Origin of the sequence: Psychrobacter sp. VH5, from assembly GCF_050572635.1 — a bacterium.
Lineage (GTDB): Bacteria > Pseudomonadota > Gammaproteobacteria > Pseudomonadales > Moraxellaceae > Psychrobacter > Psychrobacter celer.
In genome coordinates this window covers 1,386,438-1,402,398 of sequence record NZ_CP192145.1, presented here as the reverse complement: position 1 = coordinate 1,402,398, position 15,961 = coordinate 1,386,438, and the positions used below count along the sequence as shown (strand labels likewise).

At 47.3% G+C, this 15,961-nt stretch carries 14 protein-coding genes and 1 pseudogene; 1 reads left to right on the top strand and 14 read right to left on the bottom strand.

Annotated elements, in window-relative coordinates; genetic code table 11:
* Positions 1-35: 35 nt before the first annotated feature.
* The 9 genes from ACNFVB_RS05945 to ACNFVB_RS05905 form a co-directional block, all read right to left on the bottom strand.
* Positions 36-302 (bottom strand): MoaD/ThiS family protein, encoded by a 267-nt coding sequence (locus tag ACNFVB_RS05945; RefSeq protein WP_226941024.1) that lies wholly within the window; start codon positions 300-302, stop codon positions 36-38.
* A 98-nt stretch (positions 303-400) separates the two neighbouring features.
* On the bottom strand, positions 401-940 hold the full coding sequence (gene moaC / locus ACNFVB_RS05940) for a cyclic pyranopterin monophosphate synthase MoaC (RefSeq protein WP_430738414.1): 540 nt from the start codon (positions 938-940) through the stop codon (positions 401-403).
* 52 nt (positions 941-992) lie between these two features.
* The gene (moaB, locus tag ACNFVB_RS05935) at positions 993-1,523 is read right to left on the bottom strand and encodes a molybdenum cofactor biosynthesis protein B (RefSeq protein ID WP_430738413.1); all 531 of its coding nucleotides are present in this window, start codon (positions 1,521-1,523) and stop codon (positions 993-995) included.
* A 128-nt stretch (positions 1,524-1,651) separates the two neighbouring features.
* Positions 1,652-2,749 (bottom strand): GTP 3',8-cyclase MoaA, encoded by a 1,098-nt coding sequence (gene moaA / locus ACNFVB_RS05930; protein WP_238062975.1) that lies wholly within the window; start codon positions 2,747-2,749, stop codon positions 1,652-1,654.
* A 143-nt stretch (positions 2,750-2,892) separates the two neighbouring features.
* Complete coding sequence (locus ACNFVB_RS05925; protein WP_430738412.1) at positions 2,893-3,600, bottom strand: nucleotidyltransferase family protein; 708 nt, start codon at positions 3,598-3,600, stop codon at positions 2,893-2,895.
* Positions 3,593-4,834, bottom strand: a complete 1,242-nt coding sequence (locus tag ACNFVB_RS05920; RefSeq protein WP_430738411.1) for an XdhC family protein — start codon at positions 4,832-4,834, stop codon at positions 3,593-3,595. The genes ACNFVB_RS05925 and ACNFVB_RS05920 overlap by 8 nt, the downstream gene beginning before the upstream one ends.
* A gap of 113 nt (positions 4,835-4,947) precedes the next feature.
* Positions 4,948-7,461, bottom strand: coding sequence for a molybdopterin cofactor-binding domain-containing protein (locus ACNFVB_RS05915; RefSeq protein WP_430738410.1), 2,514 nt, complete (start codon positions 7,459-7,461; stop codon positions 4,948-4,950).
* Between the two features lie 2 nt (positions 7,462-7,463).
* Positions 7,464-8,456, bottom strand: coding sequence for an FAD binding domain-containing protein (locus ACNFVB_RS05910; RefSeq protein WP_430738409.1), 993 nt, complete (start codon positions 8,454-8,456; stop codon positions 7,464-7,466).
* Positions 8,453-9,124, bottom strand: a complete 672-nt coding sequence (locus ACNFVB_RS05905) for a 2Fe-2S iron-sulfur cluster-binding protein (protein WP_430738408.1) — start codon at positions 9,122-9,124, stop codon at positions 8,453-8,455. The genes ACNFVB_RS05910 and ACNFVB_RS05905 overlap by 4 nt, the downstream gene beginning before the upstream one ends.
* A gap of 299 nt (positions 9,125-9,423) precedes the next feature.
* Between ACNFVB_RS05905 and ACNFVB_RS05900 the strand changes: the two are divergent.
* Positions 9,424-9,860, top strand: a pseudogene (locus ACNFVB_RS05900) (IS5 family transposase); the annotation flags it as partial.
* Positions 9,861-10,254: 394 nt separating this feature from the next.
* Here ACNFVB_RS05900 and fhuB read toward each other — a convergent pair.
* The 5 genes from fhuB to ACNFVB_RS05875 form a co-directional block, all read right to left on the bottom strand.
* Complete coding sequence (gene fhuB / locus ACNFVB_RS05895) at positions 10,255-12,336, bottom strand: Fe(3+)-hydroxamate ABC transporter permease FhuB (RefSeq protein WP_430738407.1); 2,082 nt, start codon at positions 12,334-12,336, stop codon at positions 10,255-10,257.
* The gene (locus ACNFVB_RS05890; RefSeq protein ID WP_430738406.1) at positions 12,333-13,316 is read right to left on the bottom strand and encodes an ABC transporter substrate-binding protein; all 984 of its coding nucleotides are present in this window, start codon (positions 13,314-13,316) and stop codon (positions 12,333-12,335) included. The genes fhuB and ACNFVB_RS05890 overlap by 4 nt, the downstream gene beginning before the upstream one ends.
* A 175-nt stretch (positions 13,317-13,491) precedes the next feature.
* Positions 13,492-14,256, bottom strand: a complete 765-nt coding sequence (locus ACNFVB_RS05885; protein ID WP_198336521.1) for an ABC transporter ATP-binding protein — start codon at positions 14,254-14,256, stop codon at positions 13,492-13,494.
* Positions 14,257-14,509: 253 nt separating this feature from the next.
* Positions 14,510-15,436, bottom strand: coding sequence for a bestrophin family protein (locus ACNFVB_RS05880; protein ID WP_075101212.1), 927 nt, complete (start codon positions 15,434-15,436; stop codon positions 14,510-14,512).
* Positions 15,437-15,731: 295 nt separating this feature from the next.
* Complete coding sequence (locus ACNFVB_RS05875) at positions 15,732-15,899, bottom strand: hypothetical protein (protein WP_334222643.1); 168 nt, start codon at positions 15,897-15,899, stop codon at positions 15,732-15,734.
* Positions 15,900-15,961 lie beyond the last annotated feature (62 nt).

The window sequence follows — 15,961 nt, the reverse complement described above, 5'->3', positions numbered from 1 at the left end:
GGCTAGAGCTGTAGTCTACGACAGATAATTAGCGACTAGCCGCCTGCCACAGGGGTAATAAACACCACGCTATCGCCATCATTAATCGGGTCATCCCATTTGGCAAAGTAATCATTTACCGCCACACGCAGATCGGCTTGCGGACGGCTAAAGTGATGCTTATCGCGAAGCTGCTCATATAGCTGAGCTAGTGAAGTATCAGGGGCAAGCGTGACTTGCTCTTGCTGACAATTGGCTTCGTCCGCAAGACTGGCAAAATACAGTACATTGATGTTCATCAAATCATTTGTATTGTCAGTCATCTTACTACTCCTATAGAGCGGCGCTGCATGGAAAAGTGCGGCGTTGCTTGAAATCGTTTATTTGCTAAAATTATTTTTGATAAAACATCACACTTAGACTACGTTACTTGATGGTTATAATCTGACTTGCCACCGGTCTTAGTCATGAGTTTGACTCCATCAATCACGATGTCATGCGACAGCGCTTTGGTCATGTCATAGATGGTCAGGCAAGCCACGCTAACAGCGGTCAGCGCTTCCATCTCCACCCCAGTTTTGTGAGTGACTTTCACCGTTGCATTGACCATGATGCTATGTAAGCTGTCGTCATACTCGAAACTTAAGCCAATCTTATCTAGCGGCAATGGATGACAAAGCGGAATCAAATCATGAGTACGCTTGGCTGCCATAATACCTGCGATATGGGCAGTTTGGGTGATACTGCCTTTTTTTGTCATGCCATCAGCGGCTTTTATTTGACCATAGATGTCCGCTGGAAAACACACCTGACCAACAGCATGCGCTTCTCTAGTAGTAGCTGTTTTGTGGCCCACATCGACCATATGAATCTCACCATCGCTGTCTAAATGCGATAGGGTAGCGTGCGCGTGGTTTGCAGTATTAGTCGGAGCATTTTTATAATCAGAAGATATAGACATGTATTTTTCTTAACTCATTAAAGGTTACTTATATTTTATAAGTCTCAAAACGCTAGTCGTGACCTGGATTGGCGCGCATAAAGTGCGCAACGAAGTTACAAGGACGGGTACGGTTATCGAACTGCTCTTTTAAGATATCATTCCAGCCGGTACGGCAAGCACCGGTCGAACCCGGCAGGCAGAAGATGCCTGTGCCATTGGCCATACCAGCGATAGCGCGCGACTGAATGGTTGACATACCGATATCATCTTTGGAGAGCAAACGGAACATCTCGCCAAAACCGTCAATCGACTTGTCAAACAATACGCTGACCGCTTCTGGCATACTATCACGGATAAAAAACCCAGTGCCGCCTGTGGTGATTACTGCATGCACATTAGGATCATCAATCCAGCCACTAATGACCGCACGAATTTGATAAATATCATCAGTAATCAGCTGACGATCAGCTAAGTGGTGACCCGCCTCAACCAAGCTATCGGCTAAGTACTGCCCTGAGCTATCCTCCTCAAGCGTACGACTGTCAGAGACACAAAGCACAGCAATATTCAGCGGGGTAAATTCTGCAGCAGGCTTAGACATAGATATTCCTAATTCTAATCATTTGATAAGTTTAAATATTTTATTTTGACAGTTTGACAGTTTGACAGTTTGACAGTTTGACAGTTTGACAGTTTGCCGTTTTACTGTGAGAGCTCCATCTAAATGCTCTAACCACCGATAATCGATAAATTATGCATCATGCCGCTATTAGACTCATGCAGATGGTGATGCTCAGGCTTAATCGGCATAAAGCTATGCAAGGTGTTGACTAGACCTTGCACATCGTCGTTTTTTAGATAATCTCGAATATCGTAATTACCTTCATCAAATAGACACAGATGCACTTTGCCTTGGCTACTCACGCGAAGACGATTACAGTTATCACAAAAGTGCGCGGCATAAGGGGCAATCATACCGATACGCCCGAGATAGTCAGGATGGCTGTATTCTATTGCAGGGCCATCAGCGCTACCGCGATCATGCGACTGCCAACCGCGCTCGAGCAGATAATCCGTAATCATATCAGACTGCGCATGCTGAGCAAAAAACAAATCGCTGTTGTCACTGGTCTGCATAAACTCGATAAAGCGGTAGGTCACAGGACGGTCTTTGACGTAGTCCATCGCGTCAATTAAGTTTTGAAAAGCAGTCTCCGCCATTAAGATACTATTAATTTTGAGCTTAATATCAGTAGTCGCTAGGAGGGTGTCCATGTCGCGCATCAGCTGGGGCTGGGTATTAAAGCCCGTCATCTGATGAAAAGTATCGGCATCGAAACTATCCATACTGATGTTGAGCTGGTTTAGTCCTGCCGCCTGCCAGTTGGCTAGGTGCTTGCCAAGCTTGTAGCCATTGCTAGTCATTGCGACCATCTCGATACCAGCGGTATTCTTGATCGTTTCGATAATCTCCACCACATCGCGTCTGATCGACGGCTCGCCACCAGTGATACGCACCTTTTGCGTGCCCACTTGCGCAAAGCCTTGAATCAAAGTTTTGATTTCAGCGACGCTGAGCTCATCGGAGGGGCGTTTGCCTTGGTAACCGTTTGGCAGACAATACTCACAGCGAAAGTTACAAAAATCAGTGATAGAAAGACGTAAATAAGTCAGCCGCCGCGAAAAACCATCGGTTAGCGGTTTACTATCAACCACCGAATGATCAGCGCCTAAATGACTGGCACGAGCAGAGTCGACAGAGGATAACACTGAGCTATTCTGTGCTTGTGGATCAAAAATATCAGGCTTTAAAACAGGTGAATACAAAAAGGTACTCCCAATAATGGGGTCATAAAAGAGTATAAGCGATTACGGGCGCTGTTGTCGTCAAAATTATGTATTTCTAAACAGCCCCTAGACTCAATAGCTAAACAAAGCGGCAAATAATTACTGTTCTATAGGCAGTTATATCAATAATCAAGCCATCCTTGCTGTCGAGCATAAGCTAATTGTTTAGGAGTATCAATATCATAGCTAAGATTTGAGTGAGCCACCGTGGTGACTTTCTCAGAAGCTAGCGCTCTAATAAATTGCCGCAAGCCTCTATCGCCACTGAGCGAGGATTGCCATGATTTTAGTACTTTATAACTGACAACTAATGGCACACCCACGATATCATGCTTATTATCATCAATAATAAATCTCTCATCCAAATTCGGGTAACGACTGGCGACGACTATATTATCTTGTGCTAGCAGTTGATCTAAATGAGGAGCGCTTAATAATACTTGATCCACGCCCATAATCAATACGCGCTTCATCGCTAAATCATGCTGAGATTTTAATGCATCAATAGCTAAAGATAAGCTCTTTGCCATTCCTAATTGTGGATTAGGGTTACTAACGATTTGTATGCTTGAGTTTGGCGCTGTCAAACGGTTAACAGCCGTTTCGATAACGTCAGTAATAGCTGTATCTTGCTGAGGAATGACGACAATAACAGCTTTTGGCTGAGTCACCAAAGCAAGCATCGTCATATAGTTAATTAATGGTTTACCTTGTTTTTCTAGAAGCTGCTTTGGCTGACCTAATCGATGACTTAATCCGCTGGCTAAAATAATGACCGCATGATTTGGAGGTTTATTTTGATTGAATGATGAGCTACCCTTGTCATTCATAGCTGGCTTTTGGCTGCGCTAACTCTTTAGTAACCGCAACTTGCTCATAAACGACGGCGCTAATTTGCGCGATGATACTTAGCGCTAACGCTTCAGGGCCATCACCGCCAAGCTTATAACCGATAGGGTAGTGCAGCTGATTGATACCGTCTGCCAAGGCGGTAGGGTCAGCGCAAGTTGCGCTAATCTCCTTAATCAAACGCTCAGTACGATAGCGCGGGCCTAACTGACCGATGTAATTACAATGATTGGCATTCTTTAACAAGACAGCTAAGCGTGCCCGATCTTGGCTGAGGCTATGCGACATTAGTGCTACCGCTGCATTTTGACTCAGTTTAAGTAGAGTTTCGCTATCGTTAAGAGCCACGTATAACGCAGCATCAGCCTGCGGGAAACGCTGGCGAGTGGCATACTGCGGCCGACTATCGATCACGGTGACGTGCCAATCTTGCAGCTTTGCCATGGTTACTAGCGGCATGACATCATTGCCTGCTCCGCAAACCAAAAGTCGAATCTGCGGTTGCACGCGTTGCACTAACCACTCGGTTTGTATAGCGTTTTTTGAGCTATTGTCATTTGCAACCGGACTTTTTAAAACCAGATAATCAGCGTGTCTTTTACTCACTTTATAAGCAGATAACTCATCGATTACTGGCTTTGGTAAATTTGTGGTTTGCTCTGGTATCTTTTGTGAGTTTTTATTGTCATCTAAAAAACTTGCGTTTAAATGAACCCTAGTACCAACGGTCACCTCAGAGCTGTTAGAGCGTATTAAAGTAGCGACAGTAGTAGACTCTCCACTTTGACGAACTTTCTGAATTAAATCTAAATACGGCATAGCTGAAGATAAACGCTCAAATAACACATGAACTTTACCATTGCAGCCTAAACCAAAATTCAGCTCGTCTTCTAAGTCTACTGCAAAATCTATAGCATCATTATCTAACTTTTCCTCTAGCTCATCCTCCAAGTCTTCTTTTTGCTCATCACCGGTTTGATAGACCTGCACGCTTGCGCCATGACGCGTCAGCCAAAAGGCGCGTTTAATAATGTGCGGTTCAAGGCAGCCGCCGCTTATCATACCTGCTGAGCGACCATCCTCGCAAATAAGCATCATAGCGCCAGGTTTACGATAAGCTGAGCCTTCAGTGCGCACGACTGTCGCGAGCACCGCATCAACGTGCTGCTGCCGTGCGTCAAAGGCGAGCTGTAGAATGTCTGCGACTTGATTCATATTTTTGCGTTTCTTTTTATACTTTTAGGGATAAGATAAATAAAACCTGCTTAAGATTAGAATTATCATTCAGCAGGTTTTATTCAACAGGGGCTATACTTCGATGTCGACTATTACTCAGGCATATCGGCTAAGATTTTGTCCAAAGTAATCGGGAAGTCATAAACACGCACCCCGACTGCATTATAAATGGCATTGGCAATGGCTGCCGCTGACCCTGATATAGAGGTTTCCCCAATACCTTTAATATGCATAGGGTTGGTATAAGGGTCATCCTCTTCTAACAAAATCACATCCAACTGCGGTACGTCAGCGTTGACCGGCACATGGTACTCGGCAAGGTCATGGTTACATAAGCGCCCATCGTGCTTGTCATGAATGACCTCTTCCATCAAAGCAGAACCTATACCAAATACCATACCGCCATAACACTGCGAGGTTGCAAGCTTATGGTTGAGAATACGTCCTGCTGCATACACGCCAGTCATACGCTTGACGCGAATCTCACCGGTGACTTTATGTACCGCCACTTCAGCGAAGTTGGCCCCAAACGAGGCTTGGCGAAGGTTTTTGCCATTTTTACCCGGCTTGATCTGGCCTTTGGCGCTGATTTCTTGCTCGTCAAACTTAGCAATAATATCAGCTAGTGCATAGGACTGATTATCATCAAAGTCGTATTGCTCATTTGCAGGTTTTAATTCAGGAAGCGGCATACCTGTCTTTGCCGACACCTTATCTGCCAAGTCTATAGCCTTATCTACCAAGCCTGATACTTTATCTACCTCGCTTTTATCGACTACTCCTTTTTCCACCAAGTTTTTATCGACAAAATCTGCTACTTTTTCTCTACTTGCTCCAATAGCGGCTTCTGCCTTACTAGGCTCGTGCTCACCTGATTTTTTGATTTGACCGTTATCTATACGAATCGTATCGGCATGTAGACCTACTTTTTTTGCAAGCATTTTGCGTAGCTGCTCACAAGCCAAATAAACCCCACTACCAGCACTGGCCGCGCCAAAACTACCGCCAGAACCTGATGCTGGCGGTAAATCACTGTCGCCAAGTTTCATCTCGATATGATCGATAGGTAGTCCTAATAAATCGGCGGCGACCTGAGTAAATACGGTGTAAGAGCCTGTCCCAATATCAGTCATATCGGTTTCGATAATAGCTTTGACGCCAAGCTCTTTTGAGTCATCGACTTGTAGTATCGCCCGCGCTTCAGAAGGCTGCAGCATATTGCCACGAGAAGTGCCAGACATACCGGTACCTATCCACCAGTCGCCTTCTAGTCGGCTGGCAGGTTTGGGATTATGCTCATCCCAACCAAATGCTTCAGCGCCTTTTTCCATACAAGCGACTAGCTGACGGGTGGAGAACGGCATCTCTTCGCTAGGGTCTTCTTCAGGTTCGTTCCGGCGGCGCAGCTCAATAGGGTCGATCTCAAGCTTGTTCGCCAGCTCATCCATCGCACACTCAACAGCAATCATACCCACCGCTTCACCAGGAGCACGCATAGAGCCTGATAATACGTGATTCATGTCCACCATCTGATAACTGACGCGGCGATTCTCTCCGCGGTACAAAAAGTGAGTGGATAATGCTGTTGGTTCAAAGAACGCCTCGCCTGGCAAGTTGCTGGTCGTGGTATCGTGAATAAAGGTATTAATAATACCCTCTTCATTACAACCAATAGCAATACGCTGACGGGTGTTTGAGCGTCTTACCGTCGCCTCCATCACTTGCGGGCGCGTCATAGTAATCAGTACCGGACGACCGACTTCTTTGGAAGCAATAGCGGCAGCAATAGATTCTGGCGCGATACCTAGCTTACTACCAAAGCCGCCGCCGACATAGTATGAGATCAGCTCGACTTGATCTTTCTTCAAATCTAATGCGTCCATTACTTGCTGTTTACAAGAGGCGATCATCTGGTTTGAAGTATATAAGACCAGCTTGTCATCTTCCCAATGAGCCAAAGTAACATGCGGTTCCATCGGTGAGTTGCTCTGACTTGGGGTATGGTACACACGATCAAGGGTTACCGCCGAATCAGCAAGGCCTTGCTCTGGATCTCCGTGCTTGGCATTCTTATCCGAGCCTTTTTTCTCATTTACCTCATGGGCGTTAGGCAGCTCTTTAGTAAAATCCAAAGCCGCTTGATCGGTTTCGTCTTTATAAGTGACTTTAAGGGCGTTGGCGCCTTCGGTCGCCGCTTCAAAAGTTTCAGCGACAACGACTGCGATGGGCTCACCATGATAAAAAACCTCACTCACACCCTGAGTCGGTGCTTCGGTCTCAGTGCCTTGCTGTGAGTTACGTAAGAAGCGCTTAGGGTCAGTGACGACTTTAATAATACCTGGTATATGGGCAATCGAGTCGCTATCGATTTTTTCAACTTTTCCTTTGGCGACGGTTGAGCCAACCAAGACACCATACACTTTATTGTCTAGTTGAATCTCTGCCGAATAATGAGCTTGACCGCTAACCTTTAACGAGCCCTCGACGCGGTTAATTGGTTTACCTACCAAATTACTCGCTGTTTTGCCGAATAACGTCTCAACCGGCTTATCCATCTTCTCTTTGTTAGTGGGCTCTGCCGGTAGTACTGAATCTAATAATGACATGATTATGCTCCCTCGCCCGCTAATGCACGCTTAATGACCTGTTTTAGCAAACGGCGTGTTAGTGGTATTTTAAAATCGTTTTGACCGCTACCTTTGGCATCTTTTAACAACAAATCTGCTGCCTGTTTGATAGTGTCATCGTCGCCCTGCGTATCCGTCAACAACTCTTCCACATCTTCATTGCGCCATGGCTGAGTACCAATACCGCCAAATGCTAAGCGTACTGTCGTCAAATTGCCATTATCATCAGCGTCTATCACAGCTGCACACGATACAAGCGCAAAAGCATAAGAGGCGCGATCACGCACTTTGTCATAAGTGTGTATACCTTTAATAGGCGCTGGCAGCACGACATGCGTGATAAGCTCGCCTGACTCTAAGACGTTTTCGATGTGGGGAGTGTCTTTTGGCAGACAATAAAAGTCTTTTATTGGAATCTGCCGAGTCGAGCCATCGGTTTTGGCAGTCTCAATAGTAGCGTCAAGCAAACGCATAGCGACCGCCATATCGGACGGGTGTTGAGCAATACAAGCGTCACTTGTGCCTAAAATTGCAAGGGGGCGGTTCTCACCGTTAATTGCAGGACAGCCAGTACCCGGTTCACGCTTATTACAAGGGCTATCGGTATGATAAAAGTAGTAGCAGCGCGTACGCTGCAGGAAATTACCGCCAGTCGTCGCTTTATTGCGCAGCTGTCCGGTCGCCCCTGCTAGTATCGCACGAGACAATACCGGATAATTGGCAATCACGCTAGGATGCGCGGCCAAATCACTATTGCTTACTAAGGTTCCGATACGTAGGCCGCCATCGGCAGTGTCTTCAATCTGTTCAAGCTCTAAGCGTGTCACATCAACCAGCTTGGTTGGCGTTTCAATCTCAAACTTCATGAGATCAAGCAAATTGGTACCGCCTGCGATAAACGAGGCTTCTTTAGGAGTAGCAAACATTACCGCTTGCTGCGGTTCAAGGGCACGGATATATTCAAAGCGTTTCATGAGCGGCCTCCTGCTGTGCTACTGGCATTTTTATTATGATTTACTGATTGATTACCAAGTTGGGACTGACTGGGCGGCGGTGACCAAATACCTGTCACTGCTGAGTCTTGCAGCGAACCTGTAGTCGTCTCTTCACTAGAAGAAGCACGCTGATTTGACACTTCGCTCTCAAGCACTTGTGAGATAGCATCCACGATATTGGGGTAAGCAGAACAGCGACAAATATTGCCACTCATGCGCTCAGCGATCTCTTGGACTAACAACCCATTCGGGTTTTTGAGATCTGTCGTCACATAGCTTGGCCAGTTTTGTTTCACCTCTTCTATTAAAGCCGTGGCGGAACAAATCTGCCCTGGCGTGCAATACCCACACTGAAAGGCATCATGATCTTTAAAGGCTTGTTGCAAGGCTGATAACGACTCAGGCATTCCGATGCCCTCAATCGTGGTGATTTCATCGCCCTCATGCATGACCGCAAGGGTCAAGCACGAGTTGATGCGCTCACCATTGATAAGAATGGTACAGGCACCGCATTGACCGTGATCACAGCCTTTTTTGGGTCCGGTAATTTGTAGATGTTGACGACATAAATCTAGAATTGTCGTGCGCGGATCAAGATCTTCAAAGGAGTAATCTTGATTATTGATATTTAAAGTCAAGGTATTCATGCTGGCTTCTCGCTGGCAGATAATGGCTGAATTTAAGGATAACTAATAAGTCTCCATAAAATAGTAGAGGCAGCAGACTGGGGCGTCTGTGTAGTAAATGTTACTCTCTTGGCGTTAAGAGAGTAGAACAGAGCGATGAATTCAGCTCTCAGCATCAAGCACAGACCTTACTATTGGCTTACTAGTAGAATAGGTTTTATAGATGAGCGAGGATATAGCAGTTTGGCGTACTGTTTACTTATGTAACGGCATTATTAGGGTGTGTTGACATATAGAGAATAATTGACAATCATAGTGTTATGACTAGATTAACCCTAAGTGATGCCCAGTGGGCAAAGATAGCACCGTATTGTGCAGGTAAAGAGACCGATGTTGGTAGAACAGCGGTAAATAACCGACTATTTATCGAAGCTGTTCTATGGATTGCCCGTACAGGTAGTCCGTGGCGAGATTTGCCCCCTGAATTTGGTAACTGGAACAGTGTTTATAAGCGCTACCGTCGATGGGTAAAAAGCGATAGATTCAGCAAGCTATTTAATGCTCTGAATGACGCAGATTTAGAGTATGCCCTGATTGATGGCACTCTTGTTAAGGTACATCGTCATGGACAAGGCGCAAAAGGGGGGCTTGTCATCAGGCAACTGGTAAATCAAGAGGCGGTATAACCACTAAAATCATGGCAATGGTTGATGCATTAGGCAACCTTGTTGATTTTACTTTATTGAAAGGACAACAGTAAAATTATTATTAAATAATAATATATAAATCAAAAATTTATTGTTTCAATATGGTTGATACTGGGCCCGCCATATATTGAAAAACAAGACACCCTTACAAGCGTTTGCTTGTAAGGGTTTTTTATTGTCTAAAGACAGTTCTGATTATCAGATGCCTACTAGGAATATTCTAAAGACCCTACTAAGCGTACGGTTAATCCCCGTGCTTACGGGGAACAGTTAATTTGGACAACTTTAGTAAAGTTTTTGGCAAATATAACTCAGTATACGTATGGAACAAATGCTCAGTAAAGACATTTAAAAGTGTTAGGGCGTGTCTTCAATTCAATTTCCCTCAGAAATTCATGAATGCCAGTAGAGCTGTACCTATTTTGAAATAGGTTAATTGTATTCTTAACGCGCAGTCATCGGCACTTTGCCAATCAGCCACAAGAAATACGTCCCGCCAATCAGCGCAGCGATCGTACCTGCTGGCAGCTCATAAGGAAATATCACATAACGCCCAAACCAATCAGCTAGCACCATCACACCAGCGCCCAAAATGGCGGCTAAGGGCAATTGATGTTCCAGTTTTACCGCCCCTAGAGAAGTCGCGACATGGGGCACCATCAACCCCACAAAACTAAGTGGCCCGACCGCCAGCGTACTTGCCGTACTAAGCGCCGCCACCAATATCAAAAGCGCGAGCGTCACAGGATTGACTGCCACACCTAGATTGCGTGCCATGCTAGCCCCCAACCCCAAAACCCTAAGCGGCTTGATAGTCAATAAACTTAGTACAAACAAAACCAGCGCTATCCCCATCAGATACCAAACGGTATTGGGCTGGGCACTATAGGTCGTCCCTGACAGCCAGCTGAGCATCGCCTCAAGCCGCGGGTCGCCTGAGAGCTTGACCATATGCATGACCCCATCCATCATCGCGGCGATACCGACCCCCACCAAGAGCAGATAACCTGAGCTGACTTTCCGCGCTAGCCAAATCACCAGTAACAGTACTATAAGAGCACCCATCAGGCCAGCCGCTAGCAGAGTACCTGCACCTGCTGACCACCCCAGCAGCGGTAAGCAAAAAAAACCACCAATGACGCCAAGTGCAGCGCCTGAGCTGACACCGAGTACCTCAGGGCTGGCCATCGGATTACGCGTGAGTGTTTGCAGCAACACCCCCGCCACCGCCAGCATCAGTCCGGTCGCAGCCGCACTGAGGCTGCGTGGCAGACGGTATTGCTGAGTGATGGCCCAATCAGTACTGAGCAGCGTCCAGCCCTTGATATCTTGTACCACCAGCGAGGTGATAAGCAGCAAACCTACCACTCCAAGCACCCAGCGCCATAGATGCACAGGGGTTTGTGTGCGATTGACCATGGGCGCAGACACCGTCTCGAGCCGCTCATGACGCTGGCGCAAAATGAGCCAAATAATCAATGGTGCACCCAGTACGCCCGTCATCGCCCCTGCAGGAATCGGCATCGCTATGATAGGTTCAAGCAGGAGCGCGGCATGATTGGTCAGTAATAACAATAGCGCCCCAAAGCCAAAGGCTGCGAGCAATCGTTTACCAATAGCGGTAATACCCAAAGCGTTGACGATGCTTGCTGCGCCCAAGCCTACAAAACCCACCAGACCCACTTCGCTGACCACCAGCGCTGTGACCAGCGCCACCAGTAGCACCACCAGCGCGCGAATACCTTGTACAGGCACACCCAAGCGCTTGGCTTGCCAGTCATCCAAGCTCATCATGCCAAGCGGCTTTAGCAGAGGTAAGCAAGCAATCACAAACCCCACTGTCGCACAGGATAATAGCGCTGTAGTATGCCAGCTGTTTTGCGTCAAAAATCCTGCCGCCCATGACAATGTGCCATTACTACGCTCAGCAAAAAACAACAATAAGACATTGGCAAATGCGGCCAACAAGATATTGACCACCAAACCTGCCAATACCAAAATCAGCGCATTAAAACGACTGGCGGCCGCCAGCGCAAACACCAAACCCATACTAATCAGCGCCCCTACAAACGCCACATACATGCCGCCATAGATTGCCAGACTCGGTATAAACAGACTCACCAGCAATATCGCCAGCTGCGCACCGGCACCGACGCCGAGGGTGGTATCTGACGCCAGCGGGTTTTTGACCAATTGCTGTAATAAAATACTGACTGCCCCCAACAGCCCGCCAGCCAATAACGCGACCAATGAGCTGGCCAACAAAGTCATCTGTACCACCATACTGCCCATGTCCAGCTGCATACTGGGCAAAAACAAGTCCATCAATGGCCTGTGCCAATCACGCGCAATCAGTGCCCAACTGCTAGCCATGACCAAAGCACATAGGACTGCAAACAGCACCCATAATCGCCCAAAGTGCGCATGAGTGCTGACGGGATTGGGCGGCATCTGCTGCGGTTTGCTAGGTGTTGTGTCACTTACCGCTGTGTAAGTGCTGCTGACGCGCTTGCTGCTCGTACTCATGATGCTGCCCCGCCTTGTAATTGTACGGTTAATAGTTGATTGGCCAAACTGACCAACGATGACATCCCGCCATAGATCCAAATAGGCGCCAGCTCTCCTATACAGCGCGTCTGACCATAGCCCAAACGCTGCCAGATCAGACTGTCCTTCATCTCAGCGCGGGTAATGGGGCTTAATGGATCCACAATCAGCAAACACACATCATCATCGAGCGCCGCCAAATCACCGACCCGCTTAGATACAAAACCGTAATTATTGCCCTCACCTAAGACCACAAGCTCTTTGCCCATTGCGGCAAATGCAGGCTTAAACAGACTGTTATTGACATACATGCGCACGTTATTGGCATCAGAAAACTGTACAACGGCAAACTTATTTACGTGAGGATAGCGAGCTTGCAGCTGAGCACCAGCCTGCTCCATGTCTTGCTTGCTTTGTTTGATATAAGCCTCAGCGGCGGTAGGTTGCCCAATCAATCTGCCCAATGTACGCGTCGGCTCAGTATAATCCGCCCACGTCGCCACCTTGCCACTGGCCGAAAACATCACCGACTCGGTAGGTACATCGCCATACAAACGGCGCGCATGCACATAAAATGGATTATCAATCACCATATCTATTGGCAACTGTGCGACCAGCTCAGCATTCGGCTGATAGCGGCCGCCTAAATCGACAATATCTGGTGGCAGACTAGGCGTGTCGACCCATCTGTCCCATAGACGTACATCGCCCGTCGCTACAGGAGGATAGCCCATTGCCGTCAGGGTTGCAGCATTGCCCCAATCGGGACTGACCACCCGCTGTGAGGCATCATTTTTAAGGCTATTAGCAGATGGTGTGGACTCGGCAGATGGCGGCTTGGATACAGGTTGCGCGTGATCACAACCGCTCATGGTCATGACCAGCGTTATTAGTGTCAGTGATATTGCTGTCTTTGAGCGCGACTGAGAGTCAAACGAGACGATTGATAAAGCTGACAAAAAAGCACGCTTAACTTGTAACGATGGCGCAGCACATAAAAGAGTAAATATAAAATGAGCAAACATAGCAGATTGTCTTTAGAAAAAAAGATACGGTAGTAGCAGAGTATTAAAACAATCGTCATACCGCCGACAGAAGCGCCGCGCAAATCGCAGCGACAAGAGAAAACACAGCTTAAGCAACAGCCACCGGCCGCCCTGTCACAGGATGCGTCATAAGCTGCATGGTGACATTAAAAATATCGTGTAAAACGCTGGGCTGCATGGTGCTGAGCACATCGCCGTTGTGACAGATGCGTCCGCCTTTTAGGGCGATGATACGATCGGCATACTGCGCGGCCAGATTGATGTCGTGAATGATGATAACCACACTCAACCCCCGCTCATCGACCAAGCGGCGTATCAGCTCAATCACCTCAATCTGATAGTGCATATCAAGCGCAGCCAGCGGCTCGTCTAACAGCAGATAATCGGTGTCTTGCGCCAGACACATTGCCAGCCATACCCGCGCACGCTCCCCCCCTGACAATGTATTGGTAAGGCGATCAGCGAATTGCTCAACCTGTGTCACTCGCATGGCCTCACTTACCTTGTCATGGTCCGCTTGACTGGGTTTTTGTAGCCATTTTTGATGAGGATAACGGCCGAGCATCACCAGCTCTCGCACGCTAAAGCCTGCCGCTTCTGGGAGCTGCTGTGGCAAATAAGCCATCTTACGCGCCAGTGCTTTACCCCCGTACTCATGAATGCTTCGCTCATCCAAAGTCGCACCGCCTTGCGTACAATCCATCTCGCCTGCCAAGGCTTTAATCAAGGTCGACTTTCCTGAGCCATTGTGCCCAATCAAGGCAATCAGTTGCCGCGCCCCTACCTCAAAGCTGACGTCATTTAACAAAGTATTGTCTTGTCGGCGAATGGTCATCTGCTCTACACGTAACATAACGGCTCTTCTTTACTTATCAATGTCTCAGCGCTACCTGTCATTTTGCGATAGACGCAAATATTTATCGCATCACTTGCGCAATCACTGTGCCCGATTTTACACGCGAATGATAACGAAAACAATTATCATTAACTAAAAATCTGCCTGTTATCGTTAATTCGATATAAAAATTTCTGTCACCAAAAAACAAAAAACTGAGCGCTATGCATACAGCGCTCAGCTCTTAATGACTCCAACCGTACAAGTGTTATTATTGCAAATAACCACCCTGAGACATCAATTCAGGCGGCAAATCCGTCTCTCCCAAAGCTTCTAGTAGGTTTATCTCGATGGTGCGTGAGATGGCGCTCAGTGGCAAATGATTGGCCGCAACGCCGAACGGATCGGTGATTTCTTCGTTGAGCGCATCCAATCCAAAAAACGTATAAGCAATGACGCCGCACACCAACGGTGTCACCCAGCCCAAGGACGTCGCCAAACCAAACGGCAGCATAAAGCAGTACAAATAAGTAGTACGATGCACCAATAGCGTATAGGCAAAGGGTAGTGGCGTATTATGAATCCGCTCGCAAGCCGCCAACACAATCGTCATCGAGGTGACGCGCTCATCCATGTTTTGTATCATCAGATCAGAGGAGAGCTGTTGGCGTCGAACCTGCCCCAGCTTTTTGCCTAGCAGGCGCAATAGATACTCAGGCAAATTGCCCGCTTGACGCATGCTTGCATGATACTCAGGCGCCACAAAACGCTCAACATCCTCCCACGGCGCGGTACTTCGCAGCCGATGCCTGAGCGCATGAGTAAACGCAATAGTTAGACGCACCAGCTCCTGCTGCATGTGTCGTCCCGCTTCGCTATCGTCCTCGATAAATGAGAGCACCTGACGGGTAAAACTGCGCGCATCATATACCAACTGCCCCCATAAATGCCGACCCTCCCACCAACGCTGATAACTGGCATTGTTACGAAAACCCAAAAACAAAGACAGAGCGATGCCAAGTAAAGTAAAAGGCGCCGCGCCATAAGAAGAAAAGGAGCTGGGAACCCAGTGCTGGATGGCCGAGATGATGGCACTCAGTAAGCTGATCAATAAAACTTGTGGAAAGATATGAGGAATAACGGAGCCGCGCAAAGTAAAAAGTATTCTAAATGCATTCGGTTTTTGCCAAACGATCATGACAGTGTCCTATGGTGTTAAAAGTAGTGTACGCGGCATCAAACACAGGTTTGAACAATGATAGACAGGGTCACGTACTGAGTGTCTATTACTAAGTGCCTATTAAGGCATTGCTGCTTACTGCGTAATGACTGACTGGCGATTTTAGCATCAAAGCCTTTGCGTTTTGCCGCCTCATTGTGTCATAAGTAGAATACGGTTATTAAAAAACAGAATATTTAACGATCCGCTGATAAGACGCATCATATTTATGCTCAGTGCGTCATTGTCTTGTATGCGCTGTCACTTTATTCACTCATGGAGGTACTCGGTCATGAAACGCGCCCACCAGCAGCTCTAACCCTACGCTAGGAAACAGGCTATCAAACGTTTCAAGTAAGCCGGCCAGCCACTCTGTAGGATACAAATCATCAACCGCCAGCACCAGTCTACTCTCCACCCCTTCGCTCAGGCTTTTGGCCACCCCAAAAAAATGCTCACAGCGCTCTAGTATCAGGTACTGTAACTGCCCATGGTGGCATGGTA